Source organism: uncultured Alteromonas sp. (assembly GCF_963976965.1).
GTDB lineage: Bacteria > Pseudomonadota > Gammaproteobacteria > Enterobacterales > Alteromonadaceae > Alteromonas > Alteromonas naphthalenivorans.
In genome coordinates, this window is record NZ_CAXBMP010000001.1 from 97516 (window position 1) to 119950 (window position 22435).

The 22435-nt window shown below is 42.6% G+C and carries 19 protein-coding genes and 1 pseudogene; 15 read left to right on the plus strand and 5 right to left on the minus strand.

Annotation, left to right across the window (positions count from 1 at the left end; genetic code table 11):
* Positions 1-6 precede the first annotated feature (6 nt).
* Genes AAC006_RS00445 through AAC006_RS00465 form a run of 5 tightly spaced genes read left to right on the plus strand, consistent with a single transcriptional unit; the run spans position 7 to position 5072 of the window.
* On the plus strand, positions 7-1164 hold the full coding sequence (locus AAC006_RS00445; RefSeq protein ID WP_244360234.1) for an ABC transporter substrate-binding protein: 1158 nt from the start codon (positions 7-9) through the stop codon (positions 1162-1164).
* Complete coding sequence (locus AAC006_RS00450) at positions 1164-2960, plus strand: ABC transporter permease subunit (protein ID WP_126872377.1); 1797 nt, start codon at positions 1164-1166, stop codon at positions 2958-2960. Before AAC006_RS00445 ends, AAC006_RS00450 begins: the two co-directional genes overlap by 1 nt.
* Complete coding sequence (locus tag AAC006_RS00455; RefSeq protein WP_339890430.1) at positions 2957-3625, plus strand: ATP-binding cassette domain-containing protein; 669 nt, start codon at positions 2957-2959, stop codon at positions 3623-3625. Before AAC006_RS00450 ends, AAC006_RS00455 begins: the two co-directional genes overlap by 4 nt.
* Positions 3619-4269 carry a CDP-alcohol phosphatidyltransferase family protein gene (locus AAC006_RS00460; RefSeq protein ID WP_013783844.1) on the plus strand — a complete coding sequence of 217 codons (651 nt, stop codon included), beginning with the start codon at positions 3619-3621 and terminating at the stop codon, positions 4267-4269. The genes AAC006_RS00455 and AAC006_RS00460 overlap by 7 nt, the downstream gene beginning before the upstream one ends.
* Positions 4270-4271: 2 nt before the next feature.
* Positions 4272-5072, plus strand: coding sequence for a sterol desaturase family protein (locus AAC006_RS00465; protein ID WP_013783845.1), 801 nt, complete (start codon positions 4272-4274; stop codon positions 5070-5072).
* A gap of 51 nt (positions 5073-5123) precedes the next feature.
* Here the strand turns inward: AAC006_RS00465 and AAC006_RS00470 are convergent, their stop codons facing one another.
* A complete protein-coding gene (locus AAC006_RS00470; RefSeq protein WP_339890431.1) occupies positions 5124-5702 on the minus strand; it encodes an exopolysaccharide biosynthesis protein in 579 nt (192 codons plus the stop codon).
* Positions 5703-5913: 211 nt separating this feature from the next.
* Here AAC006_RS00470 and AAC006_RS00475 point away from each other — a divergent pair, with 211 nt between their 5' ends.
* On the plus strand, positions 5914-7404 hold the full coding sequence (locus AAC006_RS00475; protein WP_126872375.1) for a diguanylate cyclase: 1491 nt from the start codon (positions 5914-5916) through the stop codon (positions 7402-7404).
* Here AAC006_RS00475 and AAC006_RS00480 read toward each other — a convergent pair.
* Together AAC006_RS00480 and AAC006_RS00485 are read right to left on the minus strand one after the other, a co-directional pair.
* Positions 7401-8446: pseudogene (locus tag AAC006_RS00480) on the minus strand (alcohol dehydrogenase family protein). The gene AAC006_RS00475 and the pseudogene AAC006_RS00480 overlap by 4 nt on opposite strands.
* A 12-nt stretch (positions 8447-8458) precedes the next feature.
* Entirely contained in the window at positions 8459-8998 is a 540-nt protein-coding gene (locus AAC006_RS00485; RefSeq protein WP_260563456.1) for a TetR/AcrR family transcriptional regulator, read from the minus strand.
* Between the two features lie 506 nt (positions 8999-9504).
* Here AAC006_RS00485 and AAC006_RS00490 point away from each other — a divergent pair.
* Together AAC006_RS00490 and AAC006_RS00495 are read left to right on the plus strand one after the other, a co-directional pair.
* On the plus strand, positions 9505-10143 hold the full coding sequence (locus AAC006_RS00490; RefSeq protein WP_013783850.1) for a hypothetical protein: 639 nt from the start codon (positions 9505-9507) through the stop codon (positions 10141-10143).
* A gap of 2 nt (positions 10144-10145) precedes the next feature.
* Positions 10146-10964 carry a DUF3307 domain-containing protein gene (locus AAC006_RS00495; RefSeq protein ID WP_126872374.1) on the plus strand — a complete coding sequence of 273 codons (819 nt, stop codon included), beginning with the start codon at positions 10146-10148 and terminating at the stop codon, positions 10962-10964.
* A 179-nt stretch (positions 10965-11143) separates the two neighbouring features.
* On the opposite strand, the gene AAC006_RS00500 is transcribed toward AAC006_RS00495, so the two are convergent.
* Entirely contained in the window at positions 11144-11989 is an 846-nt protein-coding gene (locus tag AAC006_RS00500; RefSeq protein WP_126872373.1) for a DUF4437 domain-containing protein, read from the minus strand.
* Positions 11990-12223: 234 nt separating this feature from the next.
* Here AAC006_RS00500 and AAC006_RS00505 point away from each other — a divergent pair, with 234 nt between their 5' ends.
* The 7 genes from AAC006_RS00505 (at position 12224) to AAC006_RS00535 (ending at position 20409) form a co-directional block, all read left to right on the plus strand.
* The gene (locus AAC006_RS00505; RefSeq protein WP_126872372.1) at positions 12224-13201 is read left to right on the plus strand and encodes a LysR family transcriptional regulator; all 978 of its coding nucleotides are present in this window, start codon (positions 12224-12226) and stop codon (positions 13199-13201) included.
* A 159-nt stretch (positions 13202-13360) separates the two neighbouring features.
* A complete protein-coding gene (locus AAC006_RS00510; RefSeq protein WP_126872371.1) occupies positions 13361-15820 on the plus strand; it encodes a TonB-dependent receptor in 2460 nt (819 codons plus the stop codon).
* 36 nt (positions 15821-15856) lie between these two features.
* Positions 15857-16138, plus strand: a complete 282-nt coding sequence (locus tag AAC006_RS00515; RefSeq protein WP_013783854.1) for a hypothetical protein — start codon at positions 15857-15859, stop codon at positions 16136-16138.
* Positions 16135-17802 (plus strand): PepSY-associated TM helix domain-containing protein, encoded by a 1668-nt coding sequence (locus AAC006_RS00520; protein ID WP_339890434.1) that lies wholly within the window; start codon positions 16135-16137, stop codon positions 17800-17802. The genes AAC006_RS00515 and AAC006_RS00520 overlap by 4 nt, the downstream gene beginning before the upstream one ends.
* Positions 17803-17839: 37 nt before the next feature.
* Positions 17840-18130, plus strand: a complete 291-nt coding sequence (locus tag AAC006_RS00525) for a DUF3325 family protein (RefSeq protein WP_013783856.1) — start codon at positions 17840-17842, stop codon at positions 18128-18130.
* Between the two features lie 94 nt (positions 18131-18224).
* Positions 18225-19229: an alpha/beta hydrolase gene (locus tag AAC006_RS00530; RefSeq protein ID WP_126872369.1), complete on the plus strand. Its 1005-nt coding sequence runs from the start codon at positions 18225-18227 to the stop codon at positions 19227-19229.
* A 4-nt stretch (positions 19230-19233) separates the two neighbouring features.
* The gene (locus AAC006_RS00535; protein WP_013783858.1) at positions 19234-20409 is read left to right on the plus strand and encodes a sigma-70 family RNA polymerase sigma factor; all 1176 of its coding nucleotides are present in this window, start codon (positions 19234-19236) and stop codon (positions 20407-20409) included.
* Here AAC006_RS00535 and AAC006_RS00540 read toward each other — a convergent pair.
* On the minus strand, positions 20406-21779 hold the full coding sequence (locus AAC006_RS00540) for a hypothetical protein (RefSeq protein WP_126872368.1): 1374 nt from the start codon (positions 21777-21779) through the stop codon (positions 20406-20408). The genes AAC006_RS00535 and AAC006_RS00540 overlap by 4 nt on opposite strands.
* Between the last annotated feature and the right edge of the window lie 656 nt (positions 21780-22435).

The window sequence follows — 22435 nt, forward strand, 5'->3', positions numbered from 1 at the left end:
TTTTTTATGCCGGCGCAGGCCCAGCAGAACGAAGTATCAGATCAAAACTCTGTGCGATCGCCTGTGGTGCAGTTTCATGCATGGGGCGGAAGTGCGCAAGTTAACGGGTATATTCAGTGGGTAAGCGAGCAGGTTCACACGCAGTATAATATTACGCTGAATCATGTGAAGTTAGCCGATACTAGCGATGCGGTATCACGCGTATTAGCCGAAAAAGCAGCAGGAAACGATAGCCAAGGTAGCGTTAATTTAATTTGGATTAATGGTGAAAATTTTGCAGCCATGCAGCGCAATGGTTTGTTACTTGAAGACTGGGTAAACAGCCTTCCCAACTTTGCATTAACGAACCCATCACGAAACCCAGCCATGATCACCGACTTTGGCATTCCTACCCACGGGCAAGAAGCACCGTGGGGTAAAGCGTCTATGGTGTTTTATTACAATAGCCGATTTGTACAACAGCCACCGCTTAATCTTCCCGAACTTTTACGCTTTGCAAAGGACCATGTGGGACGCTTTACCTATCCCTTACCCAACGACTACTTGGGGATCAGCTTTTTAAAATACGCCGCTATTGCACTGAATGAAAAAGACCGTGACCTCCTGTATCAACCCGTTACTAAAACTGCATTAGCCCACATAACCCAAGCTTTGTGGCGCTACCTAGATGAACTACACCCGCTGATGTACAAGCAGGGGGAATACATGGTGCGTCAAGCCTCACAGCTTCAGCGACTGATGGGAACCGGTGAATTACTATTGGCATTTTCGTTTACTGCGGCAGAGATCCCCAGCGCGGTAAACCGCTTTGATTTGCCCGAAAGTATACGCACATACGCCATGGAGGATGGCAGTTTGGCGAATGTGCACTTCATTGGCATTACCTATAACACTGAAAGCGTCACCGCCGCAAAACAGGTGGTGAATTTCTTATTGTCGCCGCAAGCACAAGCGAAAAAGCAGCAATTGGCGGTGTGGGGCGACGATTCAGTGCTCGATTTTTCGATGCTATCTGCTTCTGAAAAGGCGCTATTTAAACCTGCGGCGAAACATACGGCAGCATTGGATACACAAAAAGCAGTGCCGCTATTTGCTGAACCTCATAGCAGCTGGACTGACGCTCTGAGGCAGGCTTGGTTTCTGCGATACGGTGAGCGCTTCTAATGGCGGTATTTCAACACATAACGCAGAGCGTGCGTGTATTGCTCATTGCATTGCTAAGCGTACCTGTATTTGCTGGGCTTGTTGGCGTGGTATTGCCCGCTTTTGGATATTTTCCAGCACTTAATGCGTTCGACTTTAATCTTGGGGTTTTTAAACATCTATTTGCCCTAGAAAGCATTGTTAATATGACATTGCTTTCTTTGTTAACGGGCTTAATCGCTACCGCGTTATCGGTAGCCAGCGCGTTTTTGTTATTGTCGGTGTTCTACCGCTCTTCCTATCTAAATAGGCTTCAAAGTTGGTTAAGCCCATTGCTAGTGTTACCGCATGCTGCTGCGGCTATTGCGCTGCTATTTGTGCTTTCGCCCTCTGGCTTGTTAGCCTCTGTGGTTAGTAATGCAGTGTCTGTTTTCTCAAGTGGTGCTGAAAACTTGTCGAACACACAGAACGTGTTGCCGCCTTCGTGGGAATTTCCTTACGATAGATTCGGTATATCCATCATTGTTGCGTTAGCGTTGAAAGAATTGCCTTTCGTATTTTTAATAGCGGTAAGTGTGTTGTCGCAACCCCAGGTGAAGCGAAAGTTTGATGGCTATTTTAATAGTGCTACCGCGCTTGGTTATGCTCCGGTAACTGTGTTTTTTAAAGCGATTTTTCCGGTAGTGTACTCACAAGTTAGATTGCCCTTATTGGCCGTACTTGCCTATGCTACAGCGAATGTGGAAATACCTTTATTGTTAGGGCCTAATAACCCTCCTACATTAGCCGTTGCTGTGGTGCAGTGGTTCAATCATGTGGATTTATCTATGCGTTTTCAGGCATCGGCTGCTGCGTTGCTGCAAGTTGTCGTTACGCTGATTGCTATTGGTATATGGTTAATAGGTGAAAATATAATTGAGCGAGTTCAAGGCCGTTTTTATACCAATGGCTCTCGTTACACAGGGCAAATGTTCGCCTCTTTTGTAGCCTATTCAGTGGTGGCAAGTTATTCACTGCTAGCGCTGTCGATAATAATAAGTACCACTTTGTGGTCGGTTGCTACCTTTTGGACGTTTCCCACATTACTCCCTGAAGGCTTTACCTTATTGCATTGGAAAACCACGCTTAGTGCGCTAGCAGAACCGGTTAAAAACACAGTACTACTGGCGACTTTTGTAAGCGCATTTTCTGTGCTAATTGCGACCTTGGCTTTAGAAGCCGAGGCGTTAAATAGGCAAGATAACAAACGTTCTGAATATTTTAACCGTTGGGTAGGCGGGGTATTAGCGAGTACCTTATTTTTGCCTCTACTAGTACCTGGCGTGGCATTTTTATACGGTTTGGTATGGTTCCAACTCACCTATTTTAATGATGCGGTTTGGCTTCATCTATTTATTAGCCACCTTGTATATGTACTGCCTTATGTGTTTATTTCTCTGGCAGTGGCCTATCGTAAATTTGAGCCGCGATATATTCAGGTAGCCTACGGAATGGGAAAATCACCTTGGCAGGTTTTTGTTCATATAAAGCTGCCGTTACTGTTTGCGCCGTTGCTGGTAGCTTTTGCATTAGGGGTGGCGATTAGTTTTAGTCAATATTTACCCACAGTGTTAAGTACCGGTGGGCGCATTGCCACTGTTACTACAGAAGCAGTGGCAGCGGCGTCTGGCAGTAGCGTTCGATTAACGGCCGTGTACGTGCTGGTACAAATATTTATGCCGCTAGTTGGTTTCGTGTTGGCGTGGTGGCTACCCACAATTTGCTTTAACCCTATGGGGCGCTACACGCTTCTACGACCGAGGAAGTCGAAATTATGACCTTGAAATTAGATAAGGTGAGTTTGTTTCGACATACCGACATCTTGCTTAATGTAAACGCGGTGGTTAATGCAGGCGAAGTACTTTCTATTATGGGGCCAAGTGGTTCAGGGAAATCTACTTTATTGAACGTCGTTGCGGGTTCGTTAACTGCGCCTTTTTCTATGACCGGCAGTATTAATATCAACGATATTTGCATTAATGATACGCCGGCGCACAAACGTGGCGTAGGGGTGTTATATCAAGATCCTTTACTATTTGAACACATGACGGTGGGGCAAAATATTGCGTTTGCGCTCTCGCCCAAAAGCGCCTTGTTAGATAAGGGGGCTTCTGAACCTAAGCTTTCAAAAAAACAACGAGAAAAGCAAGTAAGCGACATGCTAGCGCAAGTAGGGCTTAGCGAGCTACAACATCGCCCTGTACAAACGTTATCTGGGGGGCAGCAGGCGCGTATAGCTTTGTTACGTACCTTGGCAGCAGCTCCTCGTGTTGTACTGCTCGATGAGCCTTTCAGCAAACTAGATGCTGCTACAAAAGGTCAAATGCGCAAGTGGGTATTTGAGCAGTTGAAAGCCCGTGGATTACCTACCTTGTTAGTTACCCACGACGTTGAAGATGCTAACGCCGCCCAGGGACAACTAATAGAGATTGAAACATGCTAGATGCGAAAGTTACGCCTTTTATTAAACCCCTTTTAAGGCCCATGATTGTGGCGCTGAGTAAAGCGTGCGTTACGCCAAATCAGGTCACCGTGGTTGGCTTTGTGATTGGTTTGCTCTCGGTGCCTGCCATCGTGAATGGCTGGTGGGTAATGGCGTTTATTTGTATTGTAGCCAACCGGGTGCTTGATGGTATTGACGGCGAACTTGCCCGCTTCCAGCAAAGTAGCAGTAGTGCAGGTGGCTTTTTAGATATCTGTTTAGACTTTTTGTTTTACGCTGCGGTTCCGTTAGCGTTTGGTATAGCAAACCCTAGTGAATGGGGCGTACCTGCGCTAGTGCTAATGGCTGCGTTTGTAGGAACGGGCAGTAGCTTTTTAGCATTTGCCGTAGCCGCAGAAAAATTTAATATAGAAAAGCCCCAATTTAAGAACAAGAGTTTTTATTACATGCAGGGGCTAACCGAAGGTACTGAAACGATACTTTTATTCTTGGCGTTTTGTATTTGGCCTAGTTATTTCCCGGTACTTGCTTACGTATTTGCTGCGGCGTGTGCAATAACCATAGTGACTCGGATTTACAGTGGTTTTATAACCCTTAAATCAGTAGAAGGTATCGATGATTATTGTAATAGAGAAGAGGAGTAATCGTGGATAACGCTGGGTTCATTCGAATAAGTATGTTCTTGGGCATATTCGCGTTAATGGCTTTATTAGAAGCATGGTTACCGGCTAGACAATCTTCGCTAGGCAGATTAAGTCGGTGGAAGGGCAACCTTAGTATGGTGGTGTTAGGCGCGCTTTGTTCTAGAGTGGTGCTACCTGCCAGTTTAGTCGGTGTGTCGATGTGGGCACAAAATGAAGGTATTGGTGTGTTTAACATAGTAATCATAAACAATTGGTTAGCGATTGGATTATGTGTGCTGCTGTTAGACATGGTAATTTATTGGCAGCATAGGTTATTTCACAAAATTCCACTGCTTTGGCGTATTCACAAAATGCACCACGCCGATAGTCACGTTGATACCACCACAGGGCTTCGCTTTCATCCAATAGAAATTGTGATGAGTCTTTTCATTAAAGCGTTAGTAGTAGTCGCTTTTGGTGTTCCTGCTATTGCGATAGTTATTTTTGAAGTTGGGTTAAACGGTTTTGCCTTGTTTAATCATGCTAATATTCGCCTCCCTCAAAAGTGGGATGACAGACTGGGTCTGTTTATCATTACTCAGCGCCTTCATCGTATTCACCATAGTCAATTAAAAGATGAGTCTAATACTAACTTTGGCTTTAGCGTATCGTGGTGGGATAAAATATTTGGTAGTTTTAAAAGCCGCGCCACAAGACGGGATGAAGACATCGCTATAGGGCAAAAAGATTATCCTGCATCGAATAAAAATGCAGGCATAGTCGCGCTATTAAAAATGCCGTTTAATAATAGCCACACGCTGTAGCGTAAGTATTTAAAATGACCATGTAGCATCGCCTGCTTAAATCAATTTTACTTAGATTAATCCGGATACTTTCAAAACTAAATAAAGGGTTCCTAGCTGAAGTATCATGCCCAAGCTGATAAATGCGCCATCCCTATTGGTCATTCCTATAGCGGTTAGTGTTAGTCCTAGGGCTGGGAGTGCGACAGCGAACGGTATTACCTCTAACGGAATCATGCACAACGAGGCCAAAGCGCAGTAACCTGCTACTATATTTTTACCCGGCGTGTTGGATAAAGCGGTTATGCGGGGCTTTAGTAACTTTTCGGTTTTCTTTACGTAAGGTTTGGCGCGCTCTACCGCGTTTTCTAGTTTTTTTTGGTCAATTTCCTGCTTTGTGATTTTATTAGGTAGCCAAGGCGCATTTCTGCCAATAGCGACTTGAATGCAAATTAAAAATAGCGTGATACCGCAAATAGAGGGAACCCCTGGGATTGCGCCGGTAGGAAGCAATGCAATAAGAGAGGGGATGAGTAATAGCGGCCCAAATCCTCTATTTTCGAAGCGAGCAATAATCTCGCCAGCACTTTGCTTTTCGTTATCACTCTCGTCAACGAGCTTATCCAAAAGCCCACTAATTGACGCATCCATAAATTACCTCGTGTCCTAAGGAAAGATACTGTGGTGAAAAACAGTTGTTGTTTTTTATTACGTGCGTTTTGAATTATGGTTTACACCGTATTCCAAAATTGAAAAAAGCTGAAATAGTTAATGTAATGCGATACGAGAGCGATAAAAGGCACTTTTTTATAATATGTACTACAGTAATAGTTGATAAATTTACTTCCCATAAGGATTTTATGTGAAGCCAATTGAAGGCATAGAGTTACTCCGTCAGTTGCCTACGTGTTTGCTATTTAAACCCATTGGGGCATCGAAATTTGACGTGAGTATTGCGTTGGCTCGTCAGTTCGGCCAGGCTCGTGTATCTGAAGATTTTGCAAACGGTTTACGCTTCTTCGATCCTATTACAAAAGACGAGCTTTTAGGCAGTTATCATCCTTTTGCAATTGCGGAGGAAACCATACATCTTTGCCAGTGTGTAAGGATCCAATCTCGGGAACGGGGAATTCAGTTTTTCCTTGAAAGCTCAATAATCACTTTTGATAACGTTAGCTTGGTAGTTATCAACGCAAGGGCGGTGCAGAATAGTTTATTTATCGCGCCGGAAGAGGCTTCTCCCGTAGGGAAACACATTACCTTTAATGGCTTACTCTCTACTTTCTCATCTCAACTCATCAACGCTACAAGCGATAAAACTGACAATCTCATTGAAGGGATCTTAGGTGCATTCGGTGAGTTTTGTGACTTAGATCGCTGCTATTTGTTCGAATTTTTTAACAATGAAAAATTTGCCTGTAACAGTCACGAATGGGTTGCAGCTGGGGTTACACCTTATAAAGACGACCTTCAAGCATTGCCAATGAATACCATGCCTTATTTTGAAAGGAAACTTAAACAAGATGGACTTTTTAAGGTAAACAACGTGGCTAATTTACCCCAAGAAGCAAAAGGGGAAAAAGAAGAATTTGAGCGGGAAAATATTTGCTCTATTTTGTGTGCTTCTATTGTATTGGATAATGGTATTTTTGGTTTTATCGGCTGCGATATTACGGGCAGCCCGTACACGTGGAAGAATCATGACGTTAAGTACTTACAGCGTATAGCACAAATGTTGGCTAACACGCTGCAAAATGCTCATAACGAACGGGCACTTTATAAAGCGCAGCAAGAACTCATTGAAGCGAATGCAAAATTAGCTAAGTTAGCCAATATTGATGGCCTGACCGGCATTGCGAATAGAAGGTTGTTTGACGATACATTACAACGGGATATTGAAAGAAGCGTTCTTAGTAAAACCCCACTTAGCTTACTGTTTATAGATGTAGATCATTTCAAAAATTATAATGATTGCTATGGGCACGTGGCGGGCGATGATGCACTCATTAGCGTGGCAGAAATAATTAAGAAAACCTGTATAGGGAATGATGACGCGGTGGCCCGTTATGGTGGAGAGGAGTTTGCTGTCATTATGCCTTCCACAAACTTAAGCGCTGCATTAAAAGTGGCGGAACGCATTCGTAGGAATATAGAGCAAGCGGCAATACCATTTAAATTATCAGCCTATAATAATCGTCTAACAGCAAGCTTGGGCGTTGCTACTATGGCATTTGACCATCCGGTTTGCCCTAATGAATTTATAAAGCAAGCCGATGCTGCACTTTACCTTGCTAAATCGTTAGGGCGTAACCGTGTTGATGTATGGGAAGCGCAGGAGGTTGTACTGCGTTAAAACGTCAGTACAAGCTTGCCAATATGCGCTTTCTGTTCGAAGTCTATCTGGGCCTGTTTAATTTCGTCGATAGGATACGTTTTTGACACAAGCGCCGAGATATCCCCTTTTTCTATACGCTTAACTAGGTTGGCAAATACACCTTCTGATAGCACAGTGCATCCCAGTAGTTGTAAATCTTTTAAGTATAGCGTTCGAACATCGAGTGGTACGGTGTGCCCAGCAATTGCACCCGAAACAGCATAACGGCCAAATGGTTTCATCATATCTAGTAGCTCTGGCCATCGCGGACCTGCAACTAAGTCTATGACTACATCGAATGGCTTATCTTTAGCGTACGCTAACCAGTTGCAATCTCGAGTTAGTGTGTCATCTGCGCCAAGCGTTCTTAACGCTTCTTGCTTAGACTCGCTGGTGATGGCAACGACCGTTGCACCTCGTGCTTTAGCCAATTGTACCGCAGCAGAGCCTACGCCGCCTGATGCGCCGGTGATGAGTACACGATCTCCTTCCACAACATTAGCGCGGTGAAGCATATTTTCAGCAGTAGAATAGGAGCAGGGAAAAGACGCAAGTTCGGTATCGGACATGCTAGTGTTCACTGCAAGAGCGTGTTTTTCGGCTACTTTTGTGTATTCGGCAAAACCTCCATCACATTCAGAGCCAAAATACCAAGGCGCACTTAATTCAACGCCATCGACTTCAGTTAAGCAGGGCTCAATAATAACTCGCTCACCTATGCGAGCGGTGTCTACATCACTGCCCACTGCAACAATATATCCGCATACGTCTGCACCTTGAATTCGAGGCAGTGCGAAAGGCGCGCCGTTCCAAGATTCAACATCATCATCAACGTCGCCCTTTGTATACCAGCCGTTTCGGGTATTAATATCGGTGTTATTTACCCCAGCCGCGGCTACCTTAATAACAACATCAGTTGCGCCAGGAACCGGTACAGGATATCGCTACGAATACTTAACGCATCAAGGTCGCCATGGTGGGTAAGTACTACCCCTTTCATTTGAGTGGGAAGTTGTGACATAAAAAATCTCCTTTACGTTAAATCGTGTTCGAGAAGTAGTTTGTTGAGCATTTCTTGGGTTGTAGCTAAAGCTTCTTCGCCCATGGTGGGCCAAGCTGCCGACATACCCTCATGTAATATGAAAAGTGAATGAGCCATTGAGCTGTTATTGGTTAGTGCTAAAAGCCACTGGCGAACATCGGCCTTGTGAGTATTTACAGCAGTTGTTACTCGATCATAATCTGGATAGCTAGAGAGGGCTTGCAACGACATGCATCCGTTAGGCGCGTATTGTTTAAGCCATAAGGCTAGGCGAGCAAACACATGTTTGACCGCATTCGTGAGATTGTCTGGGCAGTCTGTGGCTAGGAAGGATAAATAACGCTGATGCCTATGGGTGAGAGCGCCAATAATCATATCCTCTTTAGATGGAAAATATTTGTATAGGGTTTTTAGCGTCGTGCCGGTTTGCGTTTTTAACATGGCGATATTGGGCTGGGTAAAACCATTAGTACTAAACGCAGTTTCTAATCGGGCTGCAATGTCATTCTTTCGTTCGTCGGGTGTCATCATCGCTTCCAATAGCAAGTTTTTTCAGATATAGACTTTTTCGGTACAGGTTTCTCTCGGTATAGCTATTTTTGTCGGTATAGCCATTTTTGTGGGTATAGCCATTAAGGGTAGAATGACTGCTCTACCTTTGTATTGTCATGGTAGAGTAATCATTCTACTTTTGCAAACATGGGTTAGTGTGAGAACTAGCGAATAGGATGCTTTCTGTTCGGTTAGTATCTATGTGAATAGAGCAGAATTGTCTGGTCACAGTACGCTATTAGATGATTTTAAAGGAGTTTGAATGAGCTTCGTGAATAAAAAATGTCAACTTGTGACTGTTTATGGTAACTTTGCTTAAAGTGACTGTTTTTAATCACTTTTGTAAAAGGGTTTATTTACGGTAACATTCTTAGTAACCCAGCGAAGGAGATTATAATATTGCATCTGTATAAAAATACAGGCAGTCTATTTATTCATTAGGGTGAATCCCAACTTAAGAGCTACTCTCATTAAAAGAGGAAGCGATGGAAAACACAAAAAAATATGCAGCGGTTATCACCGGTGATATTGCGAATTCGCAGCATTTGAGCGACGCCGATTTAACTCATGTGCTAAAAGTCCTAACCCGTGAACTTAAAGCGCAAACGTCGTGTCATGGTGGGCAATACGACCTATTTCGTGGTGATGCCTTTCAGGCTGTCATTTGTACACCTAAACTGGCGATGCAAGCTGCCATATGCGTGAGGTTAGCGTTAAAGGCGTGTACCCCATCTACGGATGTACGTATTAGCGTAGCGCTTGGCGAAGTGAGCGTTACCGAAGGCCAAGTGAAAACGGGAACCGGAAGTGCATTTGTGCGTTCGGGCAGGGCGCTAGATAATCTCAAGTCTCAGTATTTAGTGTTTATCAGTGATGATGAAGACTTCAACAAACACGCATCCTTAATGACTGCATTTGTCGATAGTCATATTACTTCGCTAACTCAGACTCAGTCAGAAACCCTACTAGCTTATATTAGTGCAAAAGATAAAGGACATGAGCAAATAGCAAGCGCACTAGGGAAAACTCGCAGCAATATTACGCGTATTTTAAATGCCAGTCAGTACCACTTAGTGGGTGATTATTTACGTTATATGGCAACGGAAGTTAAAACGGAGCGGTAAGCATGGAGCAACTTAGCATAGTGATAGGGCTGTTAGTTGCCCATTTGCTTGGAGATTTTTATTTTCAGCCAAGCAGGTGGGTAGAGAGCCGAAATAGCAAACACCTGAAATCGCCAGCATTGTATCTCCACTCTTTATTACATGGTGTGTTGGCATTAACGGCATTGGTAACTCTATCCGTACTAACCGCAGTTGCATCAAAAGAAGCTGGCTTAGATAGCATTGACGTTGGGCCGCTACTTTTGGTTGCAGGTGGGGTGTTGATAAGCCATTTTATTATCGATGCAGTAAAGTCTTACGCGGGGCCTAGTACCTTGGCTTTCGCAATTGATCAGGCCGCGCATATTGGGGCTATTGTAATTTTGTGGGCACTGCTGACCAACCAGCTTGGGCAGCTATTTAAGCAAGTTCTAATGATTAACCATCATCATTTGGCAGTGCTATTGGCTTATATGATTATTTTGAAGCCCACCTCCATATTTATTAAGCAGCTTCTTTCGCCTTGGACTAAAGAGCTTGATGAAGATGCTAAACCACACAACTCGTCCACGTTAGTTCAGCTTCCTATCCAAAATACTCTGGCCATGGCTGGGCAACGAATTGGTTATTTAGAGCGCCTTCTTATTCTTACCTTTGTGTTAATAAATCAATTTGCCGCTATAGGTTTCTTACTTGCTGCTAAATCTATCTTTAGATTTGGCGATCTAACCAAAAGCGAAGACAAAAAACTAACGGAATATGTATTGTTGGGCACATTAACTAGCGTAGTAATTACTATTGCAGTGGGGCTTACTACACGTATGTATATGGGCAAGCTTTAATCTCCGCAAGCCTAAAGAATAAATTTCCTCTCAGCGTGTTAAGCAAGCGTTCGGATTTACTTTTTTGTTTAATCAACCTCTAGTAATCAACAGATTTTTAGTATTGCTTACTAGAGGCATTCATTAAATAACAGAAAGCTAATTTATAAATATCAATAGGTTATTGTAAATATATAATGCTAGCGCACTTGGTAATCGCTATCAGTACGAATATAAATAGTTGCTTCGCCTTTACCTTCATTAACAATTTGATGTTCAAATGCGCCTGTCGACTCTACATAGCTTCCTGCGCTTAAGGTGATAGGTGAACTAACATCTTCAGATTGATATTTAACTTCGCCTGCTATTACCACAGCACGGAACTCACTAGCATCAGTACTTATAGAGCCGTTAAAACCGACGGGTAGCTTCACCATTGAGCCGTTCATATCGGCGGCGCTGCCCCACACGTAGGTAGATGACACACCTGGTGCACTTACATCGTGCAATTCGCTATCGTTAAGCCACACAATATTGTCTTTATGCAGGTTTAGCGGGCGTTCACCATTATCAAAATGCTCACTAGATGGTTGTACTAAATAAGGCCCAGAATCAATTTCTAAATAGATTAAATTGGCGCTACCGTTTGCTGCTGTGGTGTGATCTTCGCCAGCAGGTTGGGTCCAAAAAGAACCAGCAGGCATCCACATTTTACCTGCAGTAGGATCGTCATTGTGCATAGCACCTTCAATCACGATGCCGCGATACGTAATATTATGAATATGCGGTGGAGATTCAAAACCTTTGTTAAAGCGTACCAGCATACCAGTTGCGGTATTTTTAGTGCGGTCTCCCCAAAGGTCTGCTGCGCCTGGGCTCTTATCACCACGAAGAGGGTTAAGGTAACCCCATTCAATATCATCTGCTGCTACGACCCTAGATGCTGTTTCTGCGGCAAACGCTGTTGTACTTGTAAATGATGTTGAAAGTGCCACTGCGCTAGATAATGCAAATGCGAGTGTTGTTGCTTTAATTGTGAATTTCATTTTTAAACCCTTTAACTTGATTGCTTGGGTGTATTTTATGTGCAGAAAGGCGGTGGATAAATGGGCAAATCGCCAATACACTTTCGCTAAAACGTGGATAATAGTTGCCGTGCTTGAAGATATTGATTCGATTTTAGCTATAATAAAATGAACCTGGCTAAAGTTTATGCCATTGTAGTTACACCACCATAGCGTTAATAAAACTAAATTCTACTAACAAAAAAAGAAGATGTTATGAAGATAGAAGACTTGCAAGTATTGCTCAAGGTGGCAGAACTGCATTCAATAACTGCTGCAGCGAACCAGCTAGACATAAGTTCCTCTGCCGCAAGCGTAGCTTTAAAGCGGTTAGAGCAAGACGTTGGCACTCAACTGTTTGTGCGAACTACCCGCAAAATACGGTTATCGCCCGAAGGTGAGCGTTTTCTACCCTTATGTCAGCAAGCACTAGACTTGCTTCAACAAGGTGTTATGCGTATCAGTGAAGAGCAGCAAGACATTAACGGCGAAGTGAAAATGGCCATGTCTTCGGAGATGGGACGTAACCTAATGCGGGTTTTGCTAAACGATATTATGGCGGAACACGAAGACGTATCTGTTAGGTTGCAGGTAAGTGACAGTCGTGTGGATTTCTACCGCGACGGGGTAGACATTGCGCTAAGAGCCATGACCAAAAGCGCGGTTCAAGAGCTCAATATGTATGGGTTCAAAATTTGTAATATTCCACACTTTATTTGTGCTTCGCCACGCTATATTGAAAAGTATGGAGAACCTACTAGCCCCGAAGAATTAGCAAATCACAATGCATTGCTTTACAAATTGTACGAGCTAACCCACGACGGTTGGGATCTATACAAAGGTGGAGAGGAAGGTAAAGAGAAAGGTAAAGAGAAATTCAAAGTTAAAGTAAAAAGTAACCGCGCAGTGAACGATGGCGACATTGTGCGCCGGTGGTGTGTTGATGGGGTGGGTATCGCAAAGAAGTCAGTTATTGATATTGCAGAGGATTTACTGGCGGGGCGCCTTCAGCGGGTTATGCCTGCTTATCACGTACCGCTTACTGAAATGTGGCTAGTGCTACCTAGCCGTCAACTTATCACGCCTGCAATTCGTTTAATCCGTGATGAACTCAAGATGAAAATAAATACGCTTAGAAAGGCGTTGATTTCCAAAGGTATACTTGATGAATCTGAATGGCCAAATGCCGACTAGCCTCGCTTGTATTCGCCAAATACTGATTAGTTACAAGTAGAGGGAGTAGTAAAATAAGGATTTTGTGTAAATTTAGTTGAACTTAATAGTGTGTTTAAATACCATGCGCACCTGATAATGAAAGTGATTATCATTTGCAATTAATAAAGCGGACACACAATGCACATAGACTTCACACACACAACCAAAGTTAGCGCAGCTACTGCGATTTTCTCCCTTTTTTATACCACTGCAATCTCGGCCCAAGCTGTTCAATCTCAGGATTTTACGTCCTTAGAGCAAAGTGGTGAAGAAGCACAACAAGAACAAGCTGTAACGGACGAAAACCTAGATATCATTACCGTTTACGGTCGTCACAACAGATTGATATTAGAATCTGGTACGGCTACTAAGTCGAACATGAGTTTGATGGAAACGCCTGCCGCTGTAGTATTGGTTGATGGAACATTATTAAAAGAACAAGGCGTCGACACGCTACAAGAAAGTATTCGTAACATTAGTGGTTTAACCCAAGATGGCAATAACTACGGGGTAGGCGATAACCTTGCTATTCGTGGCTTAGGTGTAAATTACACCTACGATGGTATTTATGCTGGTGCAGATTTAGGTAATAGCTACAACCCAACACGTTCAATGACTAATGTAGAAAGCATTGAAGTGTTAAAAGGCCCTGCAACGGGTCTTTACGGTATGGGTGAAGCAGGCGGGATTATCAACCTTATTGAGAAAAAGCCACAGTTTGAAGAGCGATACGAGATAGAAGCATCGTTAGGTAGTTGGGACAGTTACTCACTAATGTTTGATGCAACAAACGCCATTAATGACTCATTGGCTTATCGCGTAGTGGCTAATCATGAACAATCAGACGGCTATCGTGGACTTAGTGATGAACGAAGCGAGCTTTATACTTCATTGCGATATGACTATTCTCCCGACAACAAATTTTTAATTTCCGCTGCATATATCGACGATGCAGTGCAGATTGACTCTATCGGTCATCCGGTACGCTTAATCGATTTAACTTTATTAGATGCTGAGGCTGGTAGTGTTACCGCGTCAGATTTAGTTAATGGCGACGTAGATAGCGGTGGATTGCAACTAACCGATGAGCAAATAGCAGAGCTTGCAGCTTCGCTAACCTCTACAGATGGTGTTCAACCCTATGATTTAGGTGATACTAGCCTTATTTCACCATTGTCAGAGCCAAACGAAGGCAAAGAGTTTCGTATCAAAATACGCCAAGATGTGAACTTAGCGGATAACTGGTCACTGACTCAGCAATTACAATACCGTACATACGAGACTGACTATATTCGCCAAACCAGTGCATACAACTATGTGTATACAGAACGTACAGATGTAATCAACTTGGAGCCACGTGCGCCGTTAGTTATTGACGATGTGTTGTACCCGTTTGCCGCTCGTAGACAGGAATACCGAAACATTGTGGCTGACGAAAAAGTATGGCAATACTTTATTGATGTTACGAATACGTGGTCGGCTGGCAGCGTTGAAGGTGAGCATCTGTTTAGCGCGAACTACGAAGATCACGAAATGTCCTACGCGCAGTGGTCTATTTGGGATGCTGACGATACTCGAAGTGATGCAGTGCCTTACATTTTAGATATTCGTAATCCAAACTGGCCAACGGGTACGTTCGATGATTACAACCCATCGCTTCGCAGCAAGTATGAAAAAGACGTATCTAGCTGGGGCGTAAGTTTTCAAGAAGTGTTGTACTTTAATGAATACCTAACAGGTCGTTTCGGCGGTGCTTATGGTGCGGTTAAACAAACCTATTTGAACCAATATAGCGATGGTAACCTAGAGTACGATGCCGACGATGATGGTTTCACTTACAACTTAGGCTTAACCTACAAAGTAACACCGAATATCTCTACCTTTATAAACCATTCAAAAGGTAGAACCGCTTACAGTGTTTTAGGTTCACTGAGCGAAGAAGATAACCGCCCTGACTCAGAGTCAATCTCGTGGGATTTAGGGTTACGCTTTACCGCGTTATCTGAACAGTTACTTGGTTCAATCGTAGTGTTCGATACCGCAAGAACGAACCTGCAATACACTAACCCATTGTATGAAGACAATATTGACGACCCTGCTTACAACATTGATGTACCAGAGTTCTACTACGATGAGCAAGAGCGTACTACCGGTGTTGAAATTGATATTAACTTCGACATTAATGAGCAATGGGCGCTTAACACTAATGCTACGTACCAAGAGCCAGTAACGGAACCGGGTAATTTTGCTAGTAGTACTGATGAAGAACAAACCAAAGGTATTGCCGAAAAAACGGCAAGTACGTGGTTGACCTACAGCCATTCATTCAGCGCATTACCTGCACCCGTTAAATTCAGTGTGGGTGTGTCTTATGAAGATGAGCGTACTATTTCAGCATCTGCGTTTGGTATTTACTATGCCTTCGTAGATTCATACACAGTATGGGATGCTGCAATTAGCTATGTGTCTGACGACTGGGATGTTCAGCTAAATATCAAAAACCTTGATAATACCGATTACTATAGTAGCGCTATGTACCTTGGTGGTCTTCCTGGTGAAGAACGAAATGCCAAGTTAACGGTTGCGTACCGCTTTTAATCCTAGGCATTTATAGTAAGACAGGTATTAAACCGCTTGAATAAAAACGTAGCTATTATACTGCGTAGCATAGTCGCCATCATTGGCGGCTATGCGTTATCCGCACTGTTATCCATTTACTTAACCTATTCTTTCGTGCATTTATTGCATATCAACAAAGGCGTAGCTGTGCTCACTGCTAGCATGATGAGTTATGTCGCTTTTTTTATTCTATTTATTTCTAGTTTCGCGGTATCGAACATTGTGAGATGGCTGATTAGCTGTACTCTGATTATCGCGTTAGCCGTGCTATTTTTGCCCTTGGTAGAGGTATTGTGAAAACAACATTCAGAAAAACAATGATTTGGCTTCATACCTACTTAGGCATTATTTCTGGCTGGTTGTTGTTCGTTATTTTCGTAACGGGTACGCTAAGTTACTTTACCCCAGAAATTACGTATTGGATGATGCCAGAGCGGCAGGTTATTGTAGGCGATGGGTTTGACCGAAATATTGTGGTAGACGAGGCGAGCTATACGCAAACCAATACGCAGACCAAGACAAAGGTGGCGCAAGAGAGTCAGCGATTCCAGATAGAACAATCGTTAAACTACTTACAACATCATGCCAAAAACGCTAGTTCATGGCGAATTTACCTACCTACCGCCCGAGAGCAACATTGGTATGTTCAGTGGCGTGAGGGAAAAACACGTCATACGGTGAGTTTTAACAAAGACGCTACGCTTCTTGGGTCAACAACCGACACCAAAGGGGGATTGTTCTTCAGGAATTTCCACTATACCTTGCAGCTTAGAGGTTACGGCGGCCGCTATATCGCCGGAATAGCCGCTATGGCTATGCTGCTTACTCTTTTCAGTGGAATTTATACTCATAGGCGTTTCTTCAAAGACTTTTTTACCTTACGCAAAGGCAAGATATCAAAATGGACTTCCGATCTTCATGCATTAGTCGGCATTGTAACGCTACCTTTTTGCTTAATGATTTGTATAAGTGCCATTATGATTTACGCCATTATGTACACGCCTTTTTCGGCAAATATGCATTTTGAACAAGGCGAGCGGGGCGTAAATAAAGCAATCATCCCATCGCTTCCACCACTTACTAATAGTACAAGTACGGCAGCAAACTCGGTAAAAAGCTCGGCAGCAGGCGCCTCTGAATATATGCTAAGCAAATCGATAGCGTACTCAGCCATACTGACTAGCTTAAAAGCACAATGGCAAGAGCCACACGCGATTAAGCGAATCACGGTAGAAGCGCCGGGTAACGAAAATAGCCGCTTTATTATTGAACGCACTAAAAGCCTAACGGTTTCGAACCGCGCCGACCGACTTGTTTATTCAAGTTATACTGCAACGCCTCTTGAAGGCTATGAAGATGAAAGTGCACCCGCCACTTTCAGGCGAATAATGTATGGGTTACACCAAGCGAACTTTGCTACCACTGGCTTAAGATGGTTACTCTTTGGCTTAGGTGTATTGAGCTGCGTGCTTATAGCGTCGGGGTTAATTATTTGGGTTAATCAGCGGCGTACAAACCTTAGTAAAGGACAAAAGCGTATTCCCTTATCGTTACACATTATGGAAAAGGGCAACATCGCTTCCATTATGGGAATGGCCATTGCAACGCCCGTTTTTTTGCTTGCTAACCGGCTTATCCCTGCCGACACCTTAAACCGAGCTAACATGGAAATTAGTGCGTTTTTTGTTGCTTGGCTATACTGCTTGGTACACGTCATTTTTAGGCCTGCAAAAAACGCGTGGTTTGAACAGACATTGGTTGCTGTCGTAAGCTTTATAAGTCTAGCAGTGGTTGGAATATGTATGCCTTTTGAAAGAATAAAAGGTGCCGTTGGTACCGCAGACATTACTTACTTAAGTTTCTTTCTAGGGTTTGTATTATGCGGCGCTGTTTTTTTCAGCACTAGCGTATTGGCTAAGAGTTCGTTTGTCCGCCTCCTCTTTAAGTGGCGCAACGTGTAATCAAGATAACCTAGAAACAAAAAAAGAGTAGTTAGACATGTTAACGGTAACTATTTTAGTGGTACTTGGTATTGGTTTACTTGCATTAGCGAGCAACAAACATTTCAAACTAGTAGGGTGGTTGTATGAAAATAAAAAACGCCATACGCGTAAGGTTGATGGCAAAAAATTTATTCAAAATGGCCTGCGTATAAGTGGTTGGCTATTGGTGGTAGGGTCTTTAATAGTCGCGGTTAATGCTACGCCTTCGCTGGCGATATCACTTGTTTGGTGGTTTAGCCTAATAAGTGGTGCTATTTTTTTAGTGGCGTTATCAATTAACAAATAATAGCCAATACTATTACTTTTTTTAATTTACTCCGAAAAATTGTTGTCACACTTTTGCTGCAGCGCGTGACTATAGATTAAAGAGGAGTGAAACCATGAAATTTTTAAACTTAATTACGCTATTTTCTGCCGCCATATTGTTAATTAATTCAGCGACCCTACACGCAGAAGATACCTCTGCGTTAGCCACTGTACCTGTCACCGTTTACGAACAAATTGATAGCGCCAAGACGCAAGTCCCCAGCACTCAAACCCCTAGTACTCAAACCATAAGCAGGAATAATGACAGCAGTTCCAACAAGCCTATCAAACATGATGAACTAAACGTGTTATTTATACCTGGCTTAATGTCTAACGCTTCAGTTTGGTCAGAGTTATCCCACGAGCTTGGTAGTTACTATAAGGGGCAATATCGAAGCCACTTTGCCCAAGTGGCGGGTTTTGCGGACAACAAAGTTTATCCAAATAATCGGTTATCAAAAATTACCGCTGCGCTGGTATCGTATATTGAAAATAATAACTTAAATAATGTGATAGTCGTTGGACATAGCATGGGAGGTCATATTGCTTACCAGCTTGCACTTGCGCTACCAGAAAGAGTAAGTAAAGTGGTCTCAGTAGATGGCCTGCCTTTTATTACCCCTATTTTTACTCGTAGTAATAAGGTCACAGCAGCACAGGCAGAACCTTATGCAATGAGCGTTAAATCACAGTACGCTAATATGAATCAAGAGCAGTTAAGCGCGTATACACGTCAAGGTATCCACGTTCAAACGACCAGCGAATTGAACCAAGCTAAAGTGCTGTCTATGGCATCAAGTTCGCACCCAGAGACAGTGGGGCAAATAATGGCAGACTTGATGACATCCGACTTACGGTCGGCTATAACCTCCAGTAATACTCCTATACTATTTCTCGGAGCCAGTGGCGGGTTTAGTGATAATGACAGTAAAGAGATGGTTAAACAGTTATACACAGAACAATTTGCCAATGCTAAGCAAGCAAAAGTGGTGATGAACACACAATCTCGTCATTTTATTATGTACGATGATTTGCCATGGTTACTGCAACAGACAACACAGTTTATAGGAAAGGAGTAAGCGCATGGATGTGTATTCTTCAGATGTCATTGCCGCGCAAAGTGGAGATATTAAAGCTTTTGAGCGCTTAATTAATGCAAGCAAAAATACGGTAAGTGCAATTGCGCTTGGTATTGTAAAAGACATGGATGCTAGCGAAGACGTAGCGCAAAAAGTATTTATTAACTGTTGGCAAAATCTATCTACTTTGACCAACCCCAAAAGCTTTATGCCTTGGGTACGCCAAATGGCGCGTTATATGGCCATTAATTATCTACGAGACAATAAAGTTTCGAAATCGATAAAAGGTGATGAGGGCGAAAATATACTGGCAAGTTTCTGTAAAAGTGACGATGCGCTGGAAACTAAGATATCAGACGAGCAAACAAAGAAAATAATCGCAGCCCTTATAGATGAACTGCCATCGGATAGTAGAGAAGTGGTGTTGTTATATTATCGAGAGCAATGTTCTACAAAACATGTCGCGCAATTACTTGATATTTCTGATGCTGCAGTAAGAAAAAAGCTTTCGCGAGCACGAGCCATGCTTAAAACCCTAACGCTGGACAAATTCAGTCGCATTATTATTGCCACAACGCCTACGGTCACATTTACTTCAATGACGCTAACCTTATTAGCTAACCCTAAATCTGCAACTGCGGCGGTAGCCGTAGGGGCTACGGGAAGTGCTTCTAAAGGCGGTGTATTTAACAGTCTTTGGAGTAAAGTGTTGTGGGTATTTAGTGGCGCTATGTTAGGTGCGCTTGTTGCCATGGTAGCGGTAATTGCATCACATAAGTTAGCCGAACGTCACATGAAACATGAGCCTGATAAGAAAAAACTTAAGCGGGTGCGTAATTACACCTTAGTGTGGATTTTTGTTTGGGGTATGCTATTTGCGGCCTCTTATGAATTGTCTACTGGATTTATAATTCCATTGTTAACCTACTGCGGGTTTGGTGCAGGTATCGCAATTTTAACAAAGCGGGCTCATCAGATTATTTACTCGACTTCGCAGAAACTAAATACGCCATCTTCCGATATAAAGTATGAACAGCACGGACAGCTCAAAGGGGAAAACATTCAATATGAGCAATCAATGAATGTTTCTAACATGCTAGGTCTTTACGGTGGTCTTATTCTTGGTTTTATAGGGTTAATCGCAGGGCTGATTAATAGTGGGCGATTGGTAATAGGTTAATCTGCTTCACGTACTTCCAGCGCTTCAATATTGATAATAGTAGAGCGGTTTAGGGTTATCTTAAATCGCTGTACTTGCTGGTGCTTTTGCTTGTCAGTATGCATGAGCACTACATTTATTTGATAGCGTCGCTCTACAGCCTGCTTAGTAATTTTATTGTTTTCTAGCGAATACAGCCTACCTTCGCCTTTTTTGAGAAAGCGAACAAAAGGGGTGAGGTTAAAATAAATACGCTGTTGTATATCATCGTAACCTGGCAAGAAGCTTTTCGCATTTACGCGAGTGTCACTACGAAAATGTAACAGCTGAGCGGCTTGTTTGTTTTGCTGCCTACGGGTTTGATACAGTCTATCAACCTGCTTAGGTAAATCTCTATTACGAATGTATTCAAGCCAAATAGTTTGGGTGGCTATTCTGCTTTTATTTACGCTGTGGCTATAAATAATTTTCCACTTCGGTAAACCTTTTTGAATACGCCTCCAAATTACCCGCGTAATGTCTTCTTTAAAGATTTCCCGTAGCCCATAAATAACCCCCAGAATACCTACGAAGGCCACCGTCACCTCAGTGAAATTAGTACGAGCGTTTAGCACTAAAACCATCACTGCAGCCATGATCACAGCGGTTACCGTACCTTTAACCAAGCGGTTTAAATAAGTATTAAGGCTTTTCGTTTTCTTTTGAAATACCACACCGTATTCAATTAAACGCTGTAATAGCCGCATTTTGTTCGTAATGCGGTTTGGGTCATCTAACGTAATCTGCGAATTGTACTGATTATCTGCGCGGTACTGACTTTCTCGTCTACAAAAATCGAAAAGAAATTTCCGCTCACTGGAATAATCGCTACTTTTAGGGGCAGAGGATAATAGCTTTAAAAAAGACTGCTCTACCTGCCAACTCAAATAATTATCGGCATTCTCAAAATACGCCCGGAGTTTTTCGTCAGAAGGGGTGTAGCGCCTAAGTTTTTTTAACAGATCTGAGGTTTGCTCTGCTAGCACGATAGCTTGAGGATAAAACGTTTTGCTATCTTTAATCTTCAGCGTTTGCTTAACGTCTGTGTCGAGTGCGGTACGGATTTGATACGAGTATAAGTTTAAATTTAAGCGGTAATCACTTTGCTCGCCTTTTTTCTGACTGATAAAGCGGCTTCGAACCAAAGGAACATGCAACTGATCTGAATAATAGGCGCTGTGGTTTTGAATACTGTGGTGAAAATACTGTTCTTCGGTAAGGGTCTTCGAGCTAATACCCATTTCATCAGGCAGTGAAAAAAACAGGTCGAGACGCTGATGATCACTCGGTAATAGCTGATAATCGACTCTAAAAGACAGGTTTTCATCTTGCGTGAGTTTAATTTTGTGCACTTAGGTAATTTTCGCCTTATTCATCACTGTGTTACCGCTTCTTACGAAAGTATGCACTATTTTGGTTTTGTTACGAAGAATACTACGAATTAAATTGCACTAATATCGCCACTGATAGCACGCTACTACACGTTGAAACCATTCGAACTAAACAATTCTGTCTGTCCACTTATGAAATACTCTTATGAAATAAGACTAACTTCTTCGGATTTTTCTGGTTGTTTTGTAATCTTCTTATAGGCTGGTACTTAGTGTAAGGAATTGTTCGTGTTCAATCTAATCGGTAATTCTAAAAAGCGAATGTTCTCGAAGGCCATGATAACTACCCCTTTAAATTGTATATAAATAAATCTAAATCGAAAGAATTAAGCTAATAAAACAGCGTATTGTGCGCATTTTAACCTTTGTGTTTGGGTTCAAACAAAGCGCCTTAGATTTAGCTCAAATCATTTTTAAATAAATTCAGCCTTTGTCAACGTTGAATTATTAGTGTTAATCCCTTAGTATTTATTTTTATTGAACGATCAATTAATAAAAAATACACATTTCTCAGATAGAGTTAGATTTCTTTTTTAGTCTTCAATACACAATAGAGGGGCTTCTTTAATCTATCTTTCAGTTAGCCGCTGTATAACGGTTGCAAAGCATTTGTAGGC